This window comes from Brevibacillus sp. 1238, from assembly GCF_029892995.1.
In the GTDB taxonomy this organism is placed as follows: domain Bacteria; phylum Bacillota; class Bacilli; order Brevibacillales; family Brevibacillaceae; genus Brevibacillus; species Brevibacillus parabrevis.
In genome coordinates, this window is sequence record NZ_JARXWC010000001.1 from 600,085 (window position 1) to 622,252 (window position 22,168).

Annotated in this window: 20 protein-coding genes; 14 read left to right on the forward strand and 6 right to left on the reverse strand. The window is 52.9% G+C overall.

Annotated elements, in window-relative coordinates; translation table 11 throughout:
* Positions 1–73: 73 nt before the first annotated feature.
* The 4 genes from M2298_RS02735 to M2298_RS02750 form a co-directional block, all read right to left on the reverse strand.
* On the reverse strand, positions 74–802 hold the full coding sequence (locus M2298_RS02735; protein ID WP_242772102.1) for a hypothetical protein: 729 nt from the start codon (positions 800–802) through the stop codon (positions 74–76).
* 900 nt (positions 803–1,702) lie between these two features.
* On the reverse strand, positions 1,703–1,867 hold the full coding sequence (locus M2298_RS02740; RefSeq protein WP_242772101.1) for a hypothetical protein: 165 nt from the start codon (positions 1,865–1,867) through the stop codon (positions 1,703–1,705).
* Positions 1,868–1,899: 32 nt separating this feature from the next.
* Positions 1,900–2,124, reverse strand: a complete 225-nt coding sequence (locus M2298_RS02745) for a hypothetical protein (protein ID WP_242772099.1) — start codon at positions 2,122–2,124, stop codon at positions 1,900–1,902.
* A 15-nt stretch (positions 2,125–2,139) separates the two neighbouring features.
* The gene (locus M2298_RS02750; protein ID WP_122963269.1) at positions 2,140–2,358 is read right to left on the reverse strand and encodes a PLDc N-terminal domain-containing protein; all 219 of its coding nucleotides are present in this window, start codon (positions 2,356–2,358) and stop codon (positions 2,140–2,142) included.
* 453 nt (positions 2,359–2,811) lie between these two features.
* Here M2298_RS02750 and M2298_RS02755 point away from each other — a divergent pair, with 453 nt between their 5' ends.
* The 9 genes from M2298_RS02755 (at position 2,812) to M2298_RS02795 (ending at position 12,201) form a co-directional block, all read left to right on the forward strand.
* Entirely contained in the window at positions 2,812–4,017 is a 1,206-nt protein-coding gene (locus M2298_RS02755; protein ID WP_122963194.1) for an ROK family transcriptional regulator, read from the forward strand.
* Positions 4,018–4,165: 148 nt separating this feature from the next.
* Positions 4,166–5,449 (forward strand): ABC transporter substrate-binding protein, encoded by a 1,284-nt coding sequence (locus M2298_RS02760; protein ID WP_122963195.1) that lies wholly within the window; start codon positions 4,166–4,168, stop codon positions 5,447–5,449.
* Between the two features lie 81 nt (positions 5,450–5,530).
* The gene (locus tag M2298_RS02765) at positions 5,531–6,478 is read left to right on the forward strand and encodes a carbohydrate ABC transporter permease (RefSeq protein ID WP_122963196.1); all 948 of its coding nucleotides are present in this window, start codon (positions 5,531–5,533) and stop codon (positions 6,476–6,478) included.
* A gap of 30 nt (positions 6,479–6,508) precedes the next feature.
* Positions 6,509–7,351, forward strand: a complete 843-nt coding sequence (locus tag M2298_RS02770; RefSeq protein ID WP_122963197.1) for a carbohydrate ABC transporter permease — start codon at positions 6,509–6,511, stop codon at positions 7,349–7,351.
* A 31-nt stretch (positions 7,352–7,382) separates the two neighbouring features.
* Positions 7,383–8,372 carry a Gfo/Idh/MocA family protein gene (locus M2298_RS02775; RefSeq protein ID WP_173599782.1) on the forward strand — a complete coding sequence of 330 codons (990 nt, stop codon included), beginning with the start codon at positions 7,383–7,385 and terminating at the stop codon, positions 8,370–8,372.
* A 13-nt stretch (positions 8,373–8,385) separates the two neighbouring features.
* On the forward strand, positions 8,386–9,360 hold the full coding sequence (locus M2298_RS02780) for a Gfo/Idh/MocA family protein (RefSeq protein WP_122963199.1): 975 nt from the start codon (positions 8,386–8,388) through the stop codon (positions 9,358–9,360).
* A gap of 18 nt (positions 9,361–9,378) precedes the next feature.
* Positions 9,379–10,347, forward strand: a complete 969-nt coding sequence (locus M2298_RS02785) for a Gfo/Idh/MocA family protein (protein WP_274875118.1) — start codon at positions 9,379–9,381, stop codon at positions 10,345–10,347.
* Between the two features lie 15 nt (positions 10,348–10,362).
* Positions 10,363–11,184, forward strand: a complete 822-nt coding sequence (locus tag M2298_RS02790; RefSeq protein WP_173596241.1) for a sugar phosphate isomerase/epimerase family protein — start codon at positions 10,363–10,365, stop codon at positions 11,182–11,184.
* Between the two features lie 30 nt (positions 11,185–11,214).
* Positions 11,215–12,201: an ROK family protein gene (locus tag M2298_RS02795; RefSeq protein ID WP_122963202.1), complete on the forward strand. Its 987-nt coding sequence runs from the start codon at positions 11,215–11,217 to the stop codon at positions 12,199–12,201.
* Between the two features lie 86 nt (positions 12,202–12,287).
* Here the strand turns inward: M2298_RS02795 and M2298_RS02800 are convergent, their stop codons facing one another.
* Positions 12,288–12,839: a DUF3267 domain-containing protein gene (locus M2298_RS02800; protein ID WP_280648200.1), complete on the reverse strand. Its 552-nt coding sequence runs from the start codon at positions 12,837–12,839 to the stop codon at positions 12,288–12,290.
* Between the two features lie 197 nt (positions 12,840–13,036).
* Here M2298_RS02800 and M2298_RS02805 point away from each other — a divergent pair, with 197 nt between their 5' ends.
* The 3 genes from M2298_RS02805 to M2298_RS02815 all read left to right on the forward strand — a co-directional run bounded on the left by M2298_RS02805 (position 13,037) and on the right by M2298_RS02815 (position 16,453).
* Entirely contained in the window at positions 13,037–14,110 is a 1,074-nt protein-coding gene (locus tag M2298_RS02805) for a hypothetical protein (protein WP_173596244.1), read from the forward strand.
* A 140-nt stretch (positions 14,111–14,250) separates the two neighbouring features.
* Positions 14,251–15,165, forward strand: coding sequence for a cysteine synthase A (gene cysK, locus M2298_RS02810; RefSeq protein WP_122963205.1), 915 nt, complete (start codon positions 14,251–14,253; stop codon positions 15,163–15,165).
* Positions 15,166–15,277: 112 nt separating this feature from the next.
* Positions 15,278–16,453: an FAD-dependent monooxygenase gene (locus M2298_RS02815; protein WP_280648201.1), complete on the forward strand. Its 1,176-nt coding sequence runs from the start codon at positions 15,278–15,280 to the stop codon at positions 16,451–16,453.
* A gap of 53 nt (positions 16,454–16,506) precedes the next feature.
* On the opposite strand, the gene M2298_RS02820 is transcribed toward M2298_RS02815, so the two are convergent.
* A complete protein-coding gene (locus tag M2298_RS02820; protein ID WP_242772095.1) occupies positions 16,507–17,694 on the reverse strand; it encodes a M20 metallopeptidase family protein in 1,188 nt (395 codons plus the stop codon).
* Between the two features lie 247 nt (positions 17,695–17,941).
* On the opposite strand from M2298_RS02820, the gene M2298_RS02825 reads away from it, so the two are divergent.
* Complete coding sequence (locus M2298_RS02825; protein ID WP_242772093.1) at positions 17,942–19,219, forward strand: ATP-binding protein; 1,278 nt, start codon at positions 17,942–17,944, stop codon at positions 19,217–19,219.
* A 430-nt stretch (positions 19,220–19,649) separates the two neighbouring features.
* On the forward strand, positions 19,650–21,908 hold the full coding sequence (locus M2298_RS02830; RefSeq protein ID WP_280648202.1) for an immune inhibitor A domain-containing protein: 2,259 nt from the start codon (positions 19,650–19,652) through the stop codon (positions 21,906–21,908).
* Positions 21,909–22,168: the final 260 nt, after the last annotated feature.

Here is a 22,168-nt window from a genome sequence, read left to right on the forward strand (position 1 = left end):
CCGACGCCAGCTTGTCCATTGGCTGCATGTCATGTGTCTATTGCCCATGCATGCGGCTGTTCCGTGTTCTGTTTTAGCTAACACGCTTGATCAGATTGTTTGATCCTTGCGAGCGAACAATGATCCATCCGCTTGGGAGAGGCGAACCTAGCAGTACCCATTGCTCATAGCCAATCGGAGCGCTCGCAATATTTTTAATGTAGCGCGTATTTCCGTTAGTTCTTGTGATGACCCATCCGGCTGGAATAGGCGAGCTAAGCAGTACCCAGCGTTCGGTGCCAAAAGGAGCATTATTGACGTTCTCGATGTAATTCGTATTTCCGTTGTTTCTGGTGACGATCCATCCGGTTGGAATAGGCGAGCTAATCAACACCCAGTGTTGAGCGCCATAAGCCGCGTTATTGACATTTTGGATGTATTTGGTATTTTCCTGGTATCTCGTCACGATCCATCCAGTCGGGATCGGGGAGCCTCCCAATACCCATAGTTGGGCATTAGCGGGTGCATTGTTCAGGTCTCTGATCAGATTCATGTTTCCTTGATTTCTGACGATGACCCAACCGCTTGGAATGGGCGAGCTAATGGTCACCCAATGCTCTTCGCCGTATGCTTTGTTTGCGATTGCTTTAGCGGACACTTTGGAAGGAGACTGCTTCGTTTTCCCGTCTTCTTTGCTGAAAGCGGATGCGTAAGCGGTCGTTTTTGCCTGGGGAGATGGCGTTGCTCCATGGGCTTGCGCAGCGAGAGCCGGTACGGCGACAACGGAGCTTAATGTCAGGAGGAGCAAAGATTTCTTAAACATGAACATCACCTTTCTTGATCATAGTAGATGGCGTTTGGACAATATCATCAAGTGGAAGTCAACGGTTGTGATGTTAATTCCAACATTTACCATTTTAAAGCACGTTCTTTGCCTTTACCTTAGGAGATACTGTCGAATCATGGAATTAATTTACAATATTTTGAACGAGTGTAAAAATAAATTAGCGCTCGAAACATGGTAGAAACAAGTTTGCTGGTAAAAAAACGCTAACCTTGAAAGCAGTCGGTGGTCGCCACCAAATATAAAAAAAGATCCCCGGAGAAATCCGAAGATTGTTGATGGATTCGCTATTAAGGTGTAGTGCGCGTAATGACATTGCCATGCCGATCCTTTGCCGCTCCATTGACAAAATTTACGTATTTCCCTGGACCTGGGTTATTGCTTAATTTAGTGTTCATAATCAGGATCGGATGGTCAGGATCTGTCGTATCCCATGCCAATGAGGTAACAAAAGCGGAAGGATTCCACACTGTGCTCTTCATGCCAAAGAAAGCTATGACTTTTTTCGGGTCTGTTTCAGCGATGGTGTCATCGTCGAGCGCTTTGTTGAAGTGGATGATGTATCGCGGGAGGGTACTATTCTCCGCGATCGTGCCAATCGCTGGGCTGGTATCGCTATTCTCGCCTTGTTCCCTCCGGTTATTTTGGAGGGATTTCGTTCGAGCCTACGCCGTGCGGGCGACTTTCAACGCACACGGCGTTCCATCAACGGATAAGAGATCGTTTTACAACGGGCGAATTTAGCATAACGAAGCGAACATTCAGTGTCGTCTAGCGAAAGTTAGCAAACTTGGACAGACTGGGCTGGCCAGGGCAGCGGAGACAGAACGAGCCTTTAGAAAAAGGCACTCATCTCCTTGCATCGAGAGAGAAGAAACCTCATTTCTTTTCCTGATCTTCCCCAGGATTTTCATGCAACCCGACAATCTCAATCACTTCCGCTACAGCTACTTTTCGCGCACCCTCCATGAAATACCCGACAATCCCTGGCTTGATGCGATGGATATGGACGGTTTGGCGCATCTGCGGGAACAAAATCCACATGCGGGCCGTTCCTTCTGCCGGGACTGGAGCAGTCAGATCGCGGATGACATCCCCGTCCGGCGTCTCAAACTCAGGGTGGATAGCGCGAACAGCTCGATTTTTTCATTGTCGCCGGCATAAGAAAAATCGCTTCGATAGCCTTGAACAGGCGGCAGCTTTCTCCCGCTCTCTGCTTCCGAATAAAAGCGATACTTGACCCGGAAGTCAGCAGGATGCCCCCGCCAATCCTCGTAAGGCGTCCACACAGTCGCCGTCATGAGCAGCTTCCCCCTCTATGGTTCGTCTTTGCGAATAATCAGGTACACAATCAGCCCGATAATCGGGAAAAATAACAACGCTACCAGGACGATGATGGAAAATTCCTTGCTGTTGCCTCTGCGCCGCGAATCGCGATAGCCCCAAATACTGATCACGATGTTCAGCACGTTCAGGAGCACGATTACCAACAGGGGCAGAAGCATGAAAAAAGAAGAGTCACCGATGCTAACCAATGCAATCACCTGCTTTTTCATTATAGCGCTTTTATGAGTATACCAAAAATTGGGATATCACTCGATGTTCGTGCATGCAGCCCGCACTACAGGCAATTGCTCTCTCTGTACCGTTTTTGATACTCGCTTTTCTTGTCTTCGATCAACGGGAACCTGCGAGAGGTCAGCTTGGATAAAAAGCAGCAGATATAAAACGGACCCAGGCAACTCTTCATTTCCCGAGGCAGCAGGTTATCTCTCATGAACGGTACCCCCATTTTCGCGTAAAGTGAAGTGGAGCCAAGCCGTATCAGTATCAGCTTCATTTTACAAAAAGAAAGAGCTATATGGCAAAGAAAGGAAGCCGTCCAGAAAAAGTGCAAAAAACTGAAAAATCCAAATTGACACAAGCTGGAAGGGTCTGCTATGATCACTTTATAAAGTCATTGGAAAAACAAAGGATGAGCTTATAAAATGCGCAGGACCGGAGACCTCAAACTGATTCAAGAACTAAATCGCTTTATTATACTCGATACAATCCGCCAGCATGGGCCCATCTCGCGCAGTGACATTGCCAAAAAGCAAGGCATCAGCCCGACTACGGTCACGTCGGCAGTCAACGAGCTGATTCGTGACGGCGTGGTAGCGGAGGATGGAACAGGAGAATCAAAAGGCGGCAGAAAGCCGATCATGGTGCGCTTTTGCCCCGATGGAAAATTTTTGATTGGCGTCTCCATCACGAACACGGCGATCACCATCGCGGAAATGAATCTGGAGGCGGCGACCAAGCGCAAGCAAGTATATCCGGTCGGTCCTGGTCTTGTCAGCGATCGGATGGTGCAGTATGTACTGGACTCGATTGCAGACTTTTTGACACAGGCAGCGGACACAGAGCGTTGCTTGGGCATCTCCATTATCGCTCCGGGGATTGTCGACGCAGCGAGCGGGGTGATTCGCTTCAATTCCAAGCTGCGATTGACGGATGTTCCGTTGAAGGAGCTGGCTGAGCAGCGTTTCGGCATGAGTACGTGGCTCGACAACGACGCCAACGCGATTGCCTTGGCAGAGAAAAATTTCGGGGTAGGGATCGAAGCCGACAACCTGCTGTTCGTAACAGTGGGCGAAGGGGTAGGTTCAGGTCTTGTTGTAAACGGTTCCATTTTCCGGGGAAGCCGCGGGGGAGCTGGCGAGTTCGGGCACACGACTGTAGACCGCAGCGGCATGCGCTGTGATTGCGGCAACGTCGGCTGTCTGGAAAACTACGTCGCCTGGCCGGCGATCTACACCGGATTGCTGTCTGCGATTGCCCGCGGCAAAGAGACGCTGGTCCTGGAGCTGGCGGGTGGAGACATGACGCAAATTACGTTTGAAGTGTTCCGCCGTGCCTTGCAGCAAAAGGATCAGGTGTGCGAGGACATCGTAGAAGAAATCGCTGCGTACTTGTCCATCGGCATCGTCAACCTGGTCAATCTGTTCAACCCGAGCCTGATCATTTTGGGCGGGGAAATGATGCGCGACAATCAAGTGTTGTTTGAGCGCATCGAAAAGCAGGTGCGCGAACAGGCAATGGGCATTATGGTAGACGGGCTGGAATTCCGTCCGACAATGCTGGGAGCGGACTTTGAAGTCAAGGCAGCCGCTGCCGTACTGCTACAGGACGTCTTTCATTTCAGCCTGTAGTTCCTTTTTGAATACTTTGTTTTAGCATTGGAAAAAGAAAGATTGCATCGTACGGTGAAAGGGGGGAGCCGTGGAGGTCAAGACGCAGTCGTTTCAACTGAGTTGGGGGTAAAAAAAGAGGAGAACGTATGTCGAGGAGGGACTTCAGATGAAGAAGTTGGTTTCGTTGGCAATGGCCGCATTGTTGGTAGCGGTAGCAGGATGTTCCGGTGGCGGACAAAGTGCCACACCGTCAGATGGACAAAAATCAGGCGCCGCAACCGGAGAAAAGGTAACGCTTACTTACGCCCTCTGGGATAAAAACCAGATGCCGGCCATGGAGGAAATTGCAAAGAAATTCCATGAAGCGAACCCGAATGTTGACATCAAGATCGAGCTGACACCGAACAAACAGTATTGGACGAAGATGGAAGCGGCTGCGACTGGCGGAACTTTGCCGGACGTTTTCTGGATCAACGGCCCGCGGATCATCAAGTATGCGGCAAACGACGTGCTGCTGCCGCTCGATGAACAGATCAAGGCAGACGGCGTCGACCTTGGAAATTATCCAAAAGCGCTGGTTGATCTCTACACATACGACGGAAAAACGTTTGCATTGCCAAAAGATTTTGACACTATCGGGCTCTGGTACAACAAGAAGCTGTTTGATGACGCCAAAGTGCCGTATCCGGACGAAACATGGGATTGGAACAAGCTGAAGGAAGCAGCGAAAAAGCTGACGGACGAGAAAAAAGGCATCTGGGGAATCGCGGCAGCGCCATACGGACAAGACAATTACTACAACACGATTTTCCAAGCTGGCGGCTCCGTCATTTCCGAAGACAGAAAGTCGTCGGGCTTTGACAAACCGGAAACGATCGAAGGCTTGAAGCTGTGGGTAGACATGATCAATGACAAAGTGTCGCCGTCTGCGGCGCAAATGTCGGAGACTGAATCGACGCAACTTTTCGAATCCGGGAAAGTGGCGATGGTTTACTCCGGGTCTTGGATGGCAAGCGCATTCAATGGCAACGAGTACACCAAAGACAAAGTGGACGTGGCCTACCTTCCTAAAGGCAAGGAAAACACGAGCGTTATCCACGGTTTGGGCAATGTGATCGCGGCGAACACGAAGCACCCGAAAGAAGCGTGGGAGTTCGTCAAGTACCTGGGCTCCAAGGAAGCGGCGGAGATCCAGGCAAGCAAGGGAGCGGCAATCCCGGCGTTCAACGGTACACAAGATACTTGGGTGAAATCGATGCCTAACTTTAATCTGAAAATTTTTATTGATCAGGCAGCTAACGCAAAAGCGTACCCGATCTCCAAAGATACCGCGAAATGGGCGAAGCTGGAGACCGATTACATGACCAAAGCATGGGCAGGTCAAATGAGCGTAGAAGATGCAGCGAAAGAACTTGCGCAAAAAATGAACGAGTTGCTGGCGCAAGAGTAGGGGTTTCTTTTCACGGATGGCTTCGTGTCGAGGACGGAGCCATCCCCTGTTACGAGCTTATTGTCAGGGGGGAATATTGCGATGAGCAGCCAACTTCAGCCAGAAGTGCATGCCGCTGCCCGGCCAAAACCAGCAAAGCCATTGAATCGCATGAAACGAAGCGACTGGTTGTGGGCGTATCTCATGATTGCGCCGACGTTGCTCGGTCTGGGTTTGTTCTACATATGGCCAGTCGTGCAGACTATTTATCTCAGCTTCACCAAATGGGGAGGCTTCGGCAAGTACAAATGGACGGGCGTGGACAACTATGTCCTGCTGTTCCAAGACCCGAACCTGTGGATCGCACTGAAAAACACGCTTATTTATACGGTTCTTGCAGTTCCAGCCAGTATCGCTATCTCCATATTAATCGCCGTCTTGCTCAACCAGAAAATCAAAGGCATCTCGTTTTACCGTACCTTGTACTTTTTGCCAGTCGTAACGATGGCGGCTGCCGTGGCGATGGTGTGGAGATGGCTGTACAATGCCGATTACGGCTTGATCAACTACTTGTTAGGGACAGTGGGGATACAGGGACCGCGCTGGATTTCCGACCCTGACATCGCTCTGTACGCTGTCATCATCGTTGCCGTCTGGAGTTCGATCGGCTACAACATGGTGATTTTCCTGGCGGGCTTGCAGGGGATTCCGCGCAGCTATTACGAAGCGGCGGAAATCGACGGAGCCGGACCTGTGCGGATGTTTTTTACGATTACATTGCCGCTGTTGACGCCATCGATTTTTTTCGTGAGCATCACTTCGCTGATTGGCGCGTTCCAAGTATTCGACCTGATCTACTTGATGATCGGCAAGCTGGGCAATCCGGCGGCTGAATCGACGCAGACGGTGGCGTACTTGTTCTTCACGAACGGCTTCGAATCAGGCAATGGCGGTTATGCAGCAGCAGTAGCAGTCGTGCTTTTGGTGCTGATCCTGATTGTTACCGCGATTCAAATGAAAATGCAGAAAAAATGGGTCCATTACGATTAAGCGAGCATGACTGGACAGGAGGAATGATCGATGAGTGTCCAAACAGGACGTAATCGGGTTGGCAAAAATCTTTTGATTCATCTGCTGCTGATACTAGGCGCTCTAGTAATGGTCGCGCCGTTTGTCTGGATGATCCTGACTTCGCTCAAAACGCTGGGTGAATCGACGCAGGTGCCGCCAGTCATTTGGCCGACGTCCCTGCAATGGGAAAACTACACGCACATTTTCGAAATGCTGCCTTTCTACGACTTTTACTGGAACACGATTTTGACCACAGTCGTGAAAGTCGTCGGGCAAGTATTCCTTTGCTCGCTTGCGGCATACGCGTTTGCCCGCATCGAGTTTCCGGGGCGCAACGCCTTGTTCATCGTCTTTTTGTCCGTCCTGATGGTGCCGGGACAAGTGTTTTTGCTCCCGCAGTTTCTCATCATGAAGGAGCTTGGCTGGCTGAACACGCTCACCGCGTTGATCGTGCCAGGACTGTTCAGTGCTTTCGGAACTTTTTTGTTGCGCCAGTTTTTCATGTCATTGCCGAAAGAGCTGGAAGAGGCGGCAAAGCTCGACGGCTGCAATCACTTCCAAATCTACTGGCGCATTATGCTTCCTCTGGCGAAGCCCGGTTTGATCGCTTTGGCCATCTTCGTCGCCCTCTGGTCGTGGAATGATCTGATGTGGCCGCTGATCGTCAACAGCACGCCGGATAAAATGACGCTGTCGGCAGGATTGGCCTATTTGACAGGAGAACATACGAACATGACGAACTATCCGATTTTGATGGCTGGTTCTGTTCTCGCCATCTGGCCGATGATTATCGTCTTTATTTTCTTGCAGAAGCATTTTGTCGAGGGTATTACCCTAACCGGGTCCAAATAGCCATTTTCCCCTGAAGGAGTGAAAAACCACTATGCATCATGTTCTGGTAATCGGAGCAGGTACGATGGGAACTGTTCACGCAAAATCTTACGCTGCCATGAAAAACGTCGAGCTGGTCGGCATTGTCGACTTGCGCGGAGAGCGCGGCCGCGAGCTGGCAGCCGAAACGAATACGCAATGGTTTGCGAGCTACGATGAAGCCATGGAGAAGCTGGAGCGGGTAGATATCATTGACGTGTGTCTGCCGACTTACCTGCATAAAACGTATGTGCAAAAAGCTGCGGACGCAGGCAAGCACGTCATTTGCGAAAAGCCGCTGGCACGCAGCAAGGAAGAGGCGCAATCGATCGTTGACTATTGCAGCGAGAAAAACGTCAAGCTGTTCGTCGGCCATGTGCTGCGCTTTTTCCCTGAGTACGAGAAGTCCCGTCAACTGGTGAACGATGGCACGATCGGCAATGTCGGCGTGGCGCGGACGTTCCGTGGCGGTATTTTCCCGACGGCGTGGAACGACTGGTATGCGGATTACAAAAACAGCGGCGGTCTTGTGCTGGACATGATCATCCACGACTTCGACTTTTTGCGCTGGTGCTTCGGCGACGTGGAGCGCGTCTATGCGAAAAGCTTGCTTGGACGCGGCTTCGCCCGCATCGACTACGCGCTGGTGACGCTTCGGTTCAAAAGCGGGATGATTGCTCATGTGGAAGGGTCTTGGGCGCATGAAGGCTTCTCGATGAAAATGGAGCTGGCGGGAAGCGAAGGAATCATTCAGTATGACAGTGCAAAAGAGAAGCCGCTGATCGCCGTAAATCGCGCGAAACAGGCAGGAATGGGCGGAGTGGCTGTGCCGGAGAGTCCGCTGCGTGAAAATCCGTACTTCCGCGAGCTGAAGCATTTCATCGATTGCATCGAAAACGATCTCCAGCCGCGCGTGACGGTCGAGGATGCCGTGAAAGCAGTGGAAATCGCGCGAGCTGCGCTTGAGTCAATCGAAACGGGCAAACCCGTAACGCTAGTGTAGGAGGGGACCACATATGAAACTGGGAATCATCAGTGTCGCACATATGCACGCATACAGCTACGCGAATGCGATCGGGAAGCTTGCGGGCGTACAATTGGTCGGTGTAGCCGACGAGGATGAAGCACGTGGCAAGGAAGCGGCAGAAAAGTGGGGCGTACCGTTTTACCACGATTATCGCGAGCTTTTGGCAGCTGACGTCGATGCCGTCATCATCACTTCGGAAAATGCCAAGCATCATGAGCATACAGTAGCAGCCGCGAAAGCAGGCAAGCACATTTTGTGCGAAAAGCCGCTTGCGACCACGCTGGCGGCGGCCCAGGAAATGATTGAGATTTGCCGCGAGCAAGGCGTCATTTTGCAAACGGCGTTCCCTGTTCGCTTCCACCCTGCGGTTGTGCGGGCAAAACAGCTGGTAGAGCAAGGCAAGGTTGGCCGCATCATGGCGATCCGCGGCACGAATCGCGGGCAAAATCCGGGCGGCTGGTTCGTCGATCCTGCCAAGTCCGGCGGCGGCGCTGTTATCGATCATACGGTGCATGTCGTTGACTTGATGCGCTGGTTCATGGGTGTGGAAGTGCGCGAGGTGTACGCAGAAGTAGACAGCAAGTTTTCGCCTACCCCGATTGACGACTGCGGCATTTTGACGATGGAATTTGAAAATGGCGTATTCGCCACGCTGGATTGCAGCTGGTCGCGCAACAAGACGTTCCCGGTCTGGGGCGACGTTACGATGGAAATCATCGGCACGGAAGGCACTATCTCGCTCGATGCCTTTTCGCAAAAGCTCGATGTGTACAGCAATGACAAAGGATTGAAATGGGTCAACTGGGGCGACGACATGGACAGCCAGCTGGTGAGCGACTTTGTTGCCAGCGTCCGCGAGAAAAAAGCGCCATCCGTAACAGGAGAAGACGGCATGCGCGCGGTCGAAGTAGCGCTTGCTGCCTACCAGTCGGCCGAATCGAAGCAACCGGTGGTCATTCGCTAACGGGGACGGTGGATCAACATGAGTATGAAGATCGGAATGATCGGCGTCGGCGGGATCGGCCAGCATCACCTGCAAGGCTTGCTCGCTGACGAACGAGTGAAAGTTACCGCTGTCTGCGATGTGAATCGGGAAGCAGCAATGTCCACGGCCGAGCGGATCGGTGCTTCCGGCTACACCTCCTGGCAGGAGCTGCTCACGCACGAAAAGCTGGATGCGCTGTTTGTCTGCGTCCCGCCTTTTGCCCACGAAGAAATCGAGGAGCAGGCGGCAGCAAAAGGGATTCACCTGTTCGTGGAAAAGCCGATTGGCCTCGATATGCACATAGTCGCGAAGAAACAGGCGGCGATGGAAAAAGCAGGGATTATTACCTCGACAGGCTATTGCCTGCGCTATCTGGATATCGTGCAGCAAGCCCGCGAGTATTTGGCTGACAAGCAGATCGCCCTGGTGCGCGGCCATTATTTGACCAAATTCGTGGAAACTCCGTGGTGGCGGCAAATGGGCAAATCGGGCGGCCAACTGGTCGAGCAGGCGACGCATACACTCGACATGATGCGCTTTTTGGCGGGTGACGTGGAAAAAGTATACGCGCAGATGTCTTTGCTCGTCTCGCAAGACATTGAAGGCATCGACATCCCGGATGTGTCTGCGGTCAGCATGGCTTTTACCACAGGGGCGCTCGGCCATCTGGATACGTGCTTTATCCAGGCGGATCACCGGACAGGTGTAGAAATTTTGGGGAAACATTTCCGTGTGCTGATCGACGGCAGACAACTGACGATCACGGACGAGGCTGGTACGCGCACATTTGAGGCGACAGTAGATATGTACCGGGAACAGGATCGCGCTTTTGTGACGGCGATTGAAACCGGAGATACGAGCCTGATCTTGTCGCCATACGCCTCTGCGAAAAAGACGCTGGCAGTGACATTGGCCGCAAACGAGTCTGCGCAGTCCGGTGCACCTGTCACCATTTCGCACGATTAAGAAGGAGTGAGCAGCATGTCTTTTCAAAAAGGAATCAACGCCTGGTGCTTTCCGAGAGAAAGCCGCGCAGAACATATTTTTCAGCAAGCAAAAGAGTACGGGTACAAAGGCGTCGAGTTGAATCTCGACGAGGGAGACGCTCCCTTGCATCTGGAAATGACGGAGGGCGAGCTGGCGAAGCTGGCGCAACTGGCTCGCGAGTATGGATTGGAGCTGCCGAGTGTCTCGACGGCGCTCCTCTGGAAGTACCCGCTTACTCATAACGACGCGGAAGTGCGGGAAAAAGGCATCCAGGTCGTCGAGAAAATGATTGAGGCAGCAAGCGTTTTTGGAGCACGTACGGTTCTGGTCGTGCCAGGGCTGGTGACACCGGAAGTATCGTACGACACGGCGTATGAGCGGGCACGCGAAGCGCTCACACGACTGGCGAAAACGGCGGAAGCCAAGCAAGTGCATATCGGGATTGAAAACGTCTGGAACAAATTTTTGCTCAGCCCGCTGGAAATGGCCAGGTTGATTGATGAAGTGAACAGCCCGTGGGTGGGCGCTTACTTCGATGTCGGCAATGTGCTGCAATTCGGTTTTCCCGAGCAGTGGATTCGCATCCTCGGCAAAAGGATCCGGGCGATTCACGTCAAAGATTTCAAGACGACGACGGGCAACATTACCGGATTTGTGCCGCTTTTGGCTGGCGACATTCCGTGGGCGCGCGTGGCAGAGGCGCTGCGCGAGATCGGGTACAGCGGCTACATCATCCCGGAAATCTCGCCGTATGCCTACAAGCCAGAGCAGTTGGTCGCTTCGACCTCCGAGGCGCTCGACGCTATTTTCAAATAGAGAACAGACAGCGAGGATGTGAGTCACACGATGACCCAAGAGAAACCATATGCCATCGGGATTGACCTGGGAGGCACGAAAGTCATCGCCGCGATTGTCGACCAGAATGGCAGCATCCTAAGCCAAGCGAACGCTCCGACACAAAAAGAGGACGCGGCTGAGATTGTCATTTCGCGAATTGGCGATCTCGTCTCGTCCGTGCTCGCGGACAGCGGTGTCGGCATCTCGCAAATACGCGGAATTGGAATTGCTACAGCCGGAATCATTGATACAAATCGGCAAATGGTCATTTTTGCAAGCAATTTGAACTGGAGCGATGTGGCGATCGGCGACAAGCTCGGTCAACGGTTCGGCGTTCCGGTGCAGCTGATCAACGACGCCAATTCGGCAGCCGTTGCCGAGTGGGCCTTCGGCAGCGCCAGCGGCACCGATGATCTCATCTACGTCACGGTAAGCACGGGAGTGGGCGCCGGGATCATCAGCGGAGGGCGGCTGATTACAGGCATTGGCGACAGTGCAGGCGAGTTCGGCCACATCTCGCTCGATCCGGAAGGGCCGCTGTGCGCTTGCGGGAACAGAGGATGCCTGGAAAACTACGTGTCGGGACTGGCGCTGGCAAAAATGGCGCAGGAACAGCTGCAAGCTGGCGCGGAAAGCTCCCTGCGAACCGTCTGCGAGGGCGAGCTCGGGCGCATAACGGCCAAGGAGATCGGCGAGCAGGCAGAGAGCGGCGATCCGCTTAGCATCAGCTTGATGAAGCAGGCAGGCTACTACCTCGGTGTCGGCCTGACCAACCTGATTCATCTGTTCAATCCGCAGGTGATCGTGTTCGGCGGAGGCGTCATGAAAAACGGCCGAATTTTGCTGGAGGAAGCAGAGCGGGTGATTCGCCAGCGCTGCATTTCCCGGATGGCGAGCCAGGCGACGTTCCAGTTCACCACGATGGGAGCAGAGGCGGGCGTGCTTGGCGCAGCCGGGCTGTATTTCCCTGCCGCACGCAAACAGGTAGCGGTATAGGTGTAGCAAACAAAACGAGTTGACAAGCCGCATAAAAAAGCCGACGGTTCCGCATGGACGTCGGCTTTTTGGCATGGCAGATGAAATCACGCTTTTGATTCGGGCAGGTAAGCTACGTAACCGATGCTGTCTGGCGAGTCGGCAATGCGTGTCTGTTTGGAAAAAGAACGGAGCGTCCACAAGATGTAGAAGTCGCCAAAGCTGCCGATCAGCATGACGATGCTCCACACGTACCAAAACAGCGATTGGAAAAAGTAGGCCAGGAAAAAGGGCAACACACCGAGCAGCAAAGCCGGCAGGGCGACAGCAAGCCGATAGCTGCCCACAGAGATCGGCTTCAGGCAGCAGGCGTAAACAACAAGCTTGCGCCACATTACCCCGAAGCGGATATCGGATGTAGCAACCTGGCGGCTGAGCATGAAGCCGACTCCGTGCACAGCTTCATGGACGATGATTCCGCCGAAAACGACTACAAAAAACAGCCCGATATCGCTGAGAGATACCGAGAACGTCACCGCCTTTTGATAGAAAAGCAAAGCGGCCGGAACAAACAGGAGAAGGCAAACACAAGCAAACAGGTTGGCTTTCCATGGTTGCAAGACGACTTGCTTTTGGACATAGTTCGTTTCCAATTTCAACCTGGCCTCCTCTGGTGATATACTTGTAGTATAGCGCGGCAAGCTGCAATAGTTCAAATTCAAGCTCGGAAAGCTTTCATGGATTTGGCCTTTCGACTCATATGGCTGAGGGTCATGATTCATGTATGATGAAATAGTGGTACGTACTGGTAAAAGCGGGTCAAAAGAAACAGAAAAAGCGGATGAGGGGTCGCGGTATGCAGGGGAAAAACAAACGGATCGTAGGGATAATAGCGTTGCTGGTCGTCTGCGCTTTGGGCTTTTGGGGCTATCGCGCGCTTATGCCGATCGCGCTGGCAGAAGGCTATTTGTACGCAGACCAGAGCCGGATGGTGTACGCCAAGGTGACGCCGGAACAGGAGCAACTCAACGTCGAAATCACGTTGTCCAAGCTGCTAGTCGAGGATACGGTTCCTCGCTTGCAAACAGAGACAAGCCTTTTTACAGGGACGCGGGAAGGCGATGCGCTGACGCTTCAGCCGAAGTCCGCATCTGCGGATAAGACGGCTGAGTCGGCTGGGCCGCTTCAGGCCAAGCTGAGTGCGGACGGCCTTTTGATTACAGGTTCACTCGCACAGGGAGAGCCACAGGAAACCAAGCTTGTTGCCAGCACAAACCAGGCTTACAGCGACAAGCTTGCCGCCTGGACGAAAAGCGTCGAGCTGGAAGCGGAGCAGAAGAAAAAAGTGTTGGCGGAGCAGCGAGCCAAGGAAGAGGCGCGGGTGGCTTTTGCGAACAAAGTCGTGCGGACGGAAAAGCTCGCGGCTGACTTGCAGGAGAGCGCGCAATATTTGCAGGAAATCCAGTTCGCAGACGAGATTCAATTTTCCAAAGACCAGGCGGCTGAGCTGCAAGGGTTGTTGGACGAGCTGACTACCTACTCCAAGCAGCCTAGTTTGAGCAAAATGGAGTATGACGTCATGGCCGGGACGCTCGGCAGCATGAAGGTGCTGGTCGACGGGATGGATGCGATGGACAGCACAATCGCCCAGAAGAAGCAAAGCATGCAAGACCTGATTGCCGTCCTGGAAACGGATATTAAGGACACGCAGACGGTTTGGGAAGAGATCAAGGCGAATGCTCCGGACGCGGCTAATCGCGAAAAAGCGTTGCAGGCGGCGATCAAGGCAGGCACCGACGCAATCGATCAGGCGAAGCAGCGGCTGGCTGCGCTGGAAAAAGAGCATGGCGGCGGCAAGACTGCTGCGAACAAGCTCTATCAGCAGGCGGCAAACGTGCTGCAACAGACCAAGGCCAAGTACGGCTTCTAAAGCGCGCAAACAGATCAAGTCCCGTTGTCTCGGTGCGGCTGTGCACCAGGGAACGGGCTTTTTTGCTGTTTTCAGATCGGTTTAATTGTATTATGCTTATTCGTATACACCAGCCAGTTGGCTTTGTCCGGGAGGTTTTTATGAACGTCTACCAAAATATCACCGAGCTGATTGGAAATACGCCTTGCGTTCGCCTGAACCGGATGGTTCCCGAGGGAGCGGCAGAGGTGTGGGTCAAACTGGAAAAGTTCAATCCGTCCGGGAGCGTCAAAGACCGCGCTGCTTACAATCTGATTGCCAGAGCGGAGCAGGAGGGGCTGATCAAGCCCGGGGATACGATTATCGAGCCGACGAGCGGCAACACGGGAATCGGTTTGGCGATGAACGCGGCAGCCAAAGGCTACAAGGCGATTTTGGTCATGCCTGATAACATGTCGAAAGAGCGGATCAACATTTTGAAAGCATACGGGGCAGAAGTCGTGCTGACGCCGAGTGAACAGCGGATGCCCGGCGCGATTGCCAGAGCGAAGGAGTTGCAGCAGGAAATCCCGGGCAGCTTCATTCCGCAGCAGTTTGAAAATGCGGCGAATCCGGACATTCATCGCATCACGACAGCCCGGGAAATTTTGGCCCAGACAAAAGGACAGCTCGATGCTTTTGTCGCGACGGCGGGTACAGGCGGGACGATTACAGGGACGGGCGAGGTGCTGCGCGAAGAGGTTCCCGGGTTGTACATCGCCGTCGTGGAGCCAAAAGGCTCGCCTGTTTTGTCGGGTGGCAAGCCGGGGCCGCACAAGCTGGTCGGCACAAGTCCTGGGTTTATTCCGCGCATTTTGAATACGGACATTTACGACGAGATCATCCAGATCGCCGACGAAGAAGCTTTGGACAGCATGCGCAAGCTCGCCGCGTGGGAAGGCATTTTGGTCGGCCCGTCGTCAGGAGCTTCTGTGTTTGCTGCGATCACGATTGCCAAAAGACTGGGCACAGGCAAACGGGTGGTCTGCATTGCGCCGGATACGGGTGAACGTTACTTGAGCATGAACTTGTTCTAGGAGACAGGCGACAAGCGAGAGCTGCTTTTCGATGGAAAAGCGGCTTTTTCGTATGCCCTGGTCGCTTGCCATGTTATGATTTGGAAAAGTCTTACTGACGGGAGAAAAAGTCATGACCAACGGCAAGCACAAAGACAGAAAAGCGATGATCATCGGGGCCGGGTTGGCTGGAATGTCGGCGGCGATTGCCTTGAAACAGGCAGGTTGGCAGGTCAGGCTGTATGAGCAAGCCAGGGAGCAAAAAGGTATCGGGGCAGGCATCGTGCTGGCTGCCAATGCGATGAAGGCACTGGACAAGCTGGGAGCGGGCCAACGCATCCGGGAGCTTGGTTCACCCGTCCGCAAGGCGAGCATTTGCGATTGGCAAGGAAACGTGCTGGTCGAGCTGCCTGTCGCACGTCAAGCCGAGCGCTGCGGGGCGGACAGCTACCTTGTGCACCGCGCAGACTTGCAACAAGCTCTGCGCGAAAGGGTGGACGAGCAAGAGCTGGTTCTGGGCAAAAAGCTGACCGCTTTTTCGCAGGAAGCGGAGCGGGTCCAAGCGTCTTTTGCCGATGGCACGACAGCGGAAGCAGACGTCCTCATCGGTGCGGACGGGATTCACTCCAGCGTGCGCAAGCTGTTGTTTGGCGCGGAAAAGATGCGCTACTCCGGCTATACGGCCATTCGCGGAATCGCCCGGTATGAAGATGCGCGCTATCCGCTGGAAACGGGCGGCGGCTTTGAAGCGTGGGGGAGTGGAGCGCGGTTCGGTTTTTCCCATATCGGTCACAACCGGATACACTGGTTCGCTGCCATCAATGCCCCGGAAGGCGAAAAAGATCCGCCGATCGGACGAAAGCTCGCGGCGTTGCGCCGCCTGGAAAACTGGTACGAGCCTGTCCGCGCCGTCATCGCCGCTACGCCGGAGGAAGCGATTTTGCGGCACGACATTTACGATCGACTGCCGTTGAAACGGTGGGGTACGGGAAGGGTCAGCCTTTTGGGCGATGCCGCACATCCGATGCTGCCGAATCTGGGGCAGGGAGCAGGGCAAGGGCTGGAGGACGCGCTTGTGCTGGCACGTTGTCTTGCGCCTGCCGACGTGGATATTCCAGCCGCTCTCGTCCACTACGAGAAGCAGCGGAAAAAGCGGGCACATGCGATCGTGCGCGGCTCGCGTCTGATGGGCTATGTTACCCAGTGGGAAAATCCGTTGGCAATCGCTGTGCGCAATTGGTTGCTGAAAACGATTCCGCCTGGCATGCAAAGCAGACGCCTGGAATGGATCATCCGCCATGAAGTATAGCCAATAGGAAAAGGCAGGGAGCCTGAAGTCCCTGCCTTTTTTTGTAGAGCGGATTATTCTTGATGACGAGCCTGGTACGCGAGCAGTGCTCCGATGAACAGTTGCCCCGTTTGAATCATGGAACGCTCATCCACATCGAACTTGGGATGATGGTGCGGATAGGTTGCCAAAAGCTCCGGATTGCGTCCGCCGGTCATGAAGAAAGTAGCTGGACGTTCCTGCGCGTAGTAGGCGAAGTCTTCTCCCCCCATGATCGGTGGCATTTGGATGACGCGCTCTTCGCCAAAAAGACGTTTCGCTTCTGCTTCCACGAGCGGCGTTTCCACTTCATCGTTCCATGTAGCCGGATAGCCGCGTTCGTACTTGATTTCGCAAGTCGCGCCGACAGCATGGCAGCTCGCTTCCACGATGCGGCGCATGGATTGCTCAACCGCTACGCGCACTTCTTCGTCGTACGTGCGGACGGTTCCTTTCAGGCGCACCTGGTCGGGAATGACGTTGTACGCTTCGCCGCCACCGTTAAACGAGCAGACGGACAGCACGACTTGCTTGAGCGGGTCTATCTGGCGGCTCGCCACTTGTTGCAGGTTCATCACAATCTGGCTGCCGAGGACGATCGGGTCAATGGAAGTGTGCGGGGAAGCGCCATGCCCGCCTTTTCCGTACAAAACAATTTCAAAGCTGTCAGCAGCGGCTGTGACGTATCCTTTTGCAATGCCGACGACGCCAACTGGCAAATCAGAAGCGACGTGGGCACCGTAGACGACATCGACGCCTTCCAGGCAGCCTGCTTCGACCATGGATTTCGCTCCGCCAGGCGGCAGCTCTTCGGCAAACTGATGAAGAAACACGACCGTACCTGGCAGCTCATCGCGGAACTCGCTCAAAACTTGGGCGACACCGAGCAAGCCGGCCGTGTGAATGTCGTGGCCGCATGCGTGCATCACGCCGGGAATCCGCGATTTATACTCAACCTCTTTTTCATCCTGAATCGGCAAAGCGTCAAAATCGGCGCGCAAAGCGACCGTCTTTCCCGGTTTTCCACCCTTGAGGTAGCCGACGACGCCCAGGCCGCCTACTCCGGTTTTTACTTCGATGCCAAAGGAAGCGAGCTTGTCCGCTACTTTCTTTGCCGTGTTTTCTTCTTTAAAGGAAAGCTCAGGGTACATATGCAGATCGCGTCTGAATGAAACCAGCTCCGGGTAAATTTCCTGTAAACGGGCAAACATTTTGTCTTGCATCGGACCCACTCCTTTTCACGGTGGAAACAGATTGGTAATTCGCAGTCTCCTTATTATAAAAAGAAGTCAAAATAGTTTGCAATCTATGTTGTGCGAAAGTATGTCTGTCAAGAGGGGAGCGCAGGTGGACAGCTTTGAAACAAATCGACTAGAATGGATAAGGGAGTGACACGTCAATGAGAGAACGGCAGAGGAGAAAATGGTAACATCCTTTACAAAAAATCGCAGAGTCTGGATTTGTGTGCTGATGTCAGGCGTCCTGTTTTTGACGATGACCTGTCTTAGCATCGCAGGCTCTTATTACAATACGATGCAGTCGGTCCGCCTTTCGATTGCCAATCAGAGCATGAAGACGGCGGCGATGGTGGCGCAGCGAATCGATATTGCCGCCTATGAGCAATTTTTGCAGCATCCTGCCAAGGACAACCCGGCTTATGAGTCGATTCGTACCCAACTTAGTCAGGCGCGAGAGCAATTCGGGATTCTTTACTCGTACATTATGCAAATCAACGAGGATGGAAACGGCGGCAAAGTCATGGTCGTGGCCTATCCGCCTGATCGGACGCTTCCTTTTCAAATTGGCGATCCTTGCTATGTGACGGCAGAGCAGATTGCCAAAATTCGCACGGGTCAATCCTACTATTCCGACATCATCCGCGACCCTGTTTACGGCGTTTACATGTCGGCCGGTGCGCCGCTGGTCGGAAAAGACGGCCGGCTGCTAGGCATCGTTGGCGTCGACACAGACATGGCGATGGTGGAAGGGATTGGCGAAGAGGTCGTTCGAAACAGCACGCCTGTCTTTGTTTTTCACGGGCTGTTCGTCGTCGTGCTGATCGTGCTGATCCTCGGGTTGCAGCGCTGGTATCGCCGGGAGCTTAAAGCAGCCGTTGGCGAGACAGAGGAGCATTATCAGGATGAGCTGCGCTCCGTCATCAGCTCGATTCGTTCGATTCGCCACGACTTTGTCAACCATATGCAAGTTTTGTACGGTTTGATCGAGTGCGGCTATTTTGACAAGGCACGCGATTACATTCAATCGCTGCTCAAGGAGACGAAGCTGCTCGATCTTACGGTGCGGATCGCCAACCCGGCGTTGATGGTTTTGTTCCACACGAAATGGGAGCAGGCCAAGTCGAAGCAGATTGTCATGCAATTTGCCGAATGTCCCGATCCTTTCGAGAGCATTCCGTCTATCGATTTGGTGAAAATATTGTCCAATCTGATCGACAATGCGATCGATGCCGCGGAAACGGCGGAGGGCGAAAAGCGAATCCGGATTGCTTGTCGCCGGGAAGACAAGCAGTACATTTTTGAAGTAGAAAATACAGGGACGGAAATATCGCCAGAGCAGCGCGCGCAAATTTTCACGGTAGGATATACGACCAAGCCAGCCACGCAATCATGTGCAAGGGGAGCGGGCCTGCCGATCGTGCAAGCAGTAGTCAGCAAACATGCGGGGAACATCGAGATCGTGTCAGAGCATGGCGTTACGAGATTCACCGTGACCTTGCCGATCAAGTGATATTTTCCGGCCTATTACGCATCAAGGTATCGAGGGAAAAGCCATCTGTGCGAGATGGCTTTTTGCGTTTTTTTCAAAAAGGAAACGTGATATGCAAGGTAACAGGTAAGGAAAATGCAATTATATTTCGACTTATTTAGACAAAATACGACAATTTTTTCCTGCGTCTTTTGGCAGTAGACATATAAGTGAAGTGGTCTTTTTTTCAGCCAAATGGACAAGAATCTGCATAAAAATCAAAAAAAATAAAGATTTGTCAAAGTGGGTCAGATTGCTTAGGTGAAAAAATGATTTTGATCATGAAGGATTTTCTGTCGAAAGAATTTTTTTGGCTATAACCAAAAAACATGTAATAATTGTGAATAGTCGGAACTGGGGGTTTCTATCATAGTCCGGCAAAAAAATAGATAGAAAAAGAGGGTGAACGGCAGTGAAGAAAAGCAAGAAGCTATTATCCATTTTATTTTCATCATCGCTCGTGCTAACCGCATTTGCGGCGGTACCCGCTACGGGGTTGGCGAAATCGAAGGAGGACAAGCATAGCCTGGAGGTGGACTTGTCCACGGTCAACATCGACCGGCTGGTCAAAGGCTTGATTGAGCAAGGGATCATTGATGAGGATGCCGATCAGGATGAAATCAATGAAGCTTTGGAGGATTACCTCAAAGACAAGAAAGTGCCGCATGGCGTAGACGAATCCTCTTCCTTCGGGAAAAAGGCGACGAAATCCCAGCTGGCGGCTTTGTCGGATGCAGCGCAACGAGTTACGGAGATTGAAGATGAAGAAGAATTGCGCGCTTCGAAAAGAGTACATACAGACAATATCGTGATCGCGCTCGTTGAGTTTTCCGATCGCGAACACAACGAACTGCCTAAAATGAACGATACGCTCTGGACAGCGGATTTCAACGAAAAGCACTACAAGGAAATGCTGTTCAATCAAAAAGGATACGAGACGCCAGAAGGCACCAGCATGACGACCATGGCGGAATACTACTACTTGCAATCCGGCCGAAGCTGGACGGTAGACGGGGTAGTCACTCCGTGGCAAATGGCTGAGAAAAGCTACAAGTATTATGGCGAAAACAACTCCGGCGGCAGCGATTCCGCTCCGCGCGACTTGGTCGTGGAAACGCTTGACGCAGTAGGAGAGGCAATCGCAGGCAAAGAAGACGAGTACGACCAACGCGACCCGTACGATTTGGATGGCGACGGGGATTTGATGGAGCCGGATGGCATGTTGGACAACCTGATGCTTGTTCACGCAGGGATCGGGGAGGAAACAGGGGAAGATGCAGACGCAATCTGGTCGCATCGCTGGACTTTGAAAAAGCCGGTGGAAATTCCAGGCACCAGCCTGAAAGCTTTTGACTACATGATCCAGCCAGAAGACGGCGCGCCAGGCGTATTCGCTCACGAGTACGGGCACAACCTCGGCTTGCCAGACTTGTATGACACAAGCAAGCAAGGGCACGATTCCCCAGTAGGGGCTTGGTCCTTGATGTCGTCCGGAAGCCATACCGGCCAAATTTTCCAAACGCAACCGACCGGAATGGACCCTTGGTCTAAAATGATGCTGCAACAAATGTACGGCGGCAAATGGATCTCGCCACGCGTGCTTGACTACAAAGATTTGGAAAACAAGAAAAAGACAGTCAGCCTGGTTGACGCTTCCAGCCTGGAAATGGGCGGAAAAGTCATCAAGCTCAACATGCCGCAAGTAGAAAAAGAGCCACCGATTCAGCCAAAAGATGGGGACTACTCCTACTTCTCTGACGAGGGTGACAATCTCGATACCAAAATGGTTTCGGACGTCATTGACTTGAGCGGAGTAAGCTCGGCTTCCATGAGCTTTGATTCTTGGAGAGCGATTGAAACCGACTACGACTTCCTGTACGTCAATGTGATTGATGAAAATACCGGGGAAAGCAAAGAAGTAGAAGTGTTCGACGATGTAACGAAAGGCTGGGATCACGAAAAAATCAGCCTGAACGATTTTGCCGGCAAGAAAATTCGCGTTGAGTTCAACTACAAGACAGATGGCGGCCTGGCTATGGCTGGCTTCTATCTCGACAACTTTGAAGTTGAAGGAGACGGACAGGTTATTTTCGAGGATGACGCAGAAGGCGAACCGAAGTTCCAGCTGGACGGCTTCCAGCACTTTGATGGAAAAGGCAAAATGTACGACACGTACTACCTGATCGAGCTGCGTTCTCACGAAGGCGTAGACGCTGGATTGAAGTATTTCCGTCGCAACGATACGTTCTTCACTTACGATCCAGGTATGGTGATTTGGTACTACGACGGCCGTTACGGCAAAACGCAGGACAACAACACAAGCCAGCATCCAGGCTACGGCATGCTCGGCGTAGTCGACGCGCATCAAGAAGTGCGCTACTGGAACAACGACGAAGGAAACAAAGACGCGATCGCAGACTCCCGCTACCAGGTGAACGATGCGGCATTCAGCCCGAACAAAACATCTGGCATGGATCTCGATTACATTTACGGCACGATGGATTATGAGCCGCTCGCTGGAGTAACGACATTCGACGACGGCGACGACTACACGATGTCGGAAGTGCCGGAAATCGGTAAAATCCTTCCTGAGATCGGACTGCAAATCAAGCTGAAACGGGTATCCAAGAAGTTTACCGAAGGAACCGTTGAGCTGTCTGTGAAAAAGTAAGAAGCAAAGAGCAAGACGCCCGCAAGCCACGAGTTGGCAGCGGGCGTCTTTTTGCATGCCGTAGACAAACAGACGGAAAAACATGTCCAGAAACGAATGCGCGATCTCGGATCGCTCGTCTTTCCGATAAGCGACACCTGCTTCCAGGCGAATGCTCACGTCCGCGAGGGGGCGGCAGACAACGGATTTTCCCCCGTGCAAAGGCAATTCCGGCTGTTTACTGGTCTAAGCCTGCCTCTGGTGCAATAGGTTATAACAAC

Bases quoted from the DNA above. Each gene is read 5' to 3' on its own strand.
- M2298_RS02755 (WP_122963194.1), top strand. From the start codon at position 2,812: ATGCGCAGGACCGGAGACCTCAAACTGATTCAAGAACTAAATCGCTTT.
- M2298_RS02735 (WP_242772102.1), bottom strand. From the start codon at position 802: ATGTTTAAGAAATCTTTGCTCCTCCTGACATTAAGCTCCGTTGTCGCC.
- M2298_RS02765 (WP_122963196.1), top strand. From the start codon at position 5,531: ATGAGCAGCCAACTTCAGCCAGAAGTGCATGCCGCTGCCCGGCCAAAA.
- M2298_RS02795 (WP_122963202.1), top strand. From the start codon at position 11,215: ATGACCCAAGAGAAACCATATGCCATCGGGATTGACCTGGGAGGCACG.
- M2298_RS02775 (WP_173599782.1), top strand. From the start codon at position 7,383: ATGCATCATGTTCTGGTAATCGGAGCAGGTACGATGGGAACTGTTCAC.
- M2298_RS02805 (WP_173596244.1), top strand. From the start codon at position 13,037: ATGCAGGGGAAAAACAAACGGATCGTAGGGATAATAGCGTTGCTGGTC.
- M2298_RS02740 (WP_242772101.1), bottom strand. From the start codon at position 1,867: ATGTGGATTTTGTTCCCGCAGATGCGCCAAACCGTCCATATCCATCGC.
- M2298_RS02825 (WP_242772093.1), top strand. From the start codon at position 17,942: ATGTCAGGCGTCCTGTTTTTGACGATGACCTGTCTTAGCATCGCAGGC.
- M2298_RS02785 (WP_274875118.1), top strand. From the start codon at position 9,379: ATGAGTATGAAGATCGGAATGATCGGCGTCGGCGGGATCGGCCAGCAT.
- M2298_RS02745 (WP_242772099.1), bottom strand. From the start codon at position 2,124: ATGACGGCGACTGTGTGGACGCCTTACGAGGATTGGCGGGGGCATCCT.
- M2298_RS02770 (WP_122963197.1), top strand. From the start codon at position 6,509: ATGAGTGTCCAAACAGGACGTAATCGGGTTGGCAAAAATCTTTTGATT.
- cysK (WP_122963205.1), top strand. From the start codon at position 14,251: ATGAACGTCTACCAAAATATCACCGAGCTGATTGGAAATACGCCTTGC.
- M2298_RS02790 (WP_173596241.1), top strand. From the start codon at position 10,363: ATGTCTTTTCAAAAAGGAATCAACGCCTGGTGCTTTCCGAGAGAAAGC.
- M2298_RS02820 (WP_242772095.1), bottom strand. From the start codon at position 17,694: ATGCAAGACAAAATGTTTGCCCGTTTACAGGAAATTTACCCGGAGCTG.
- M2298_RS02780 (WP_122963199.1), top strand. From the start codon at position 8,386: ATGAAACTGGGAATCATCAGTGTCGCACATATGCACGCATACAGCTAC.
- M2298_RS02760 (WP_122963195.1), top strand. From the start codon at position 4,166: ATGAAGAAGTTGGTTTCGTTGGCAATGGCCGCATTGTTGGTAGCGGTA.
- M2298_RS02815 (WP_280648201.1), top strand. From the start codon at position 15,278: ATGACCAACGGCAAGCACAAAGACAGAAAAGCGATGATCATCGGGGCC.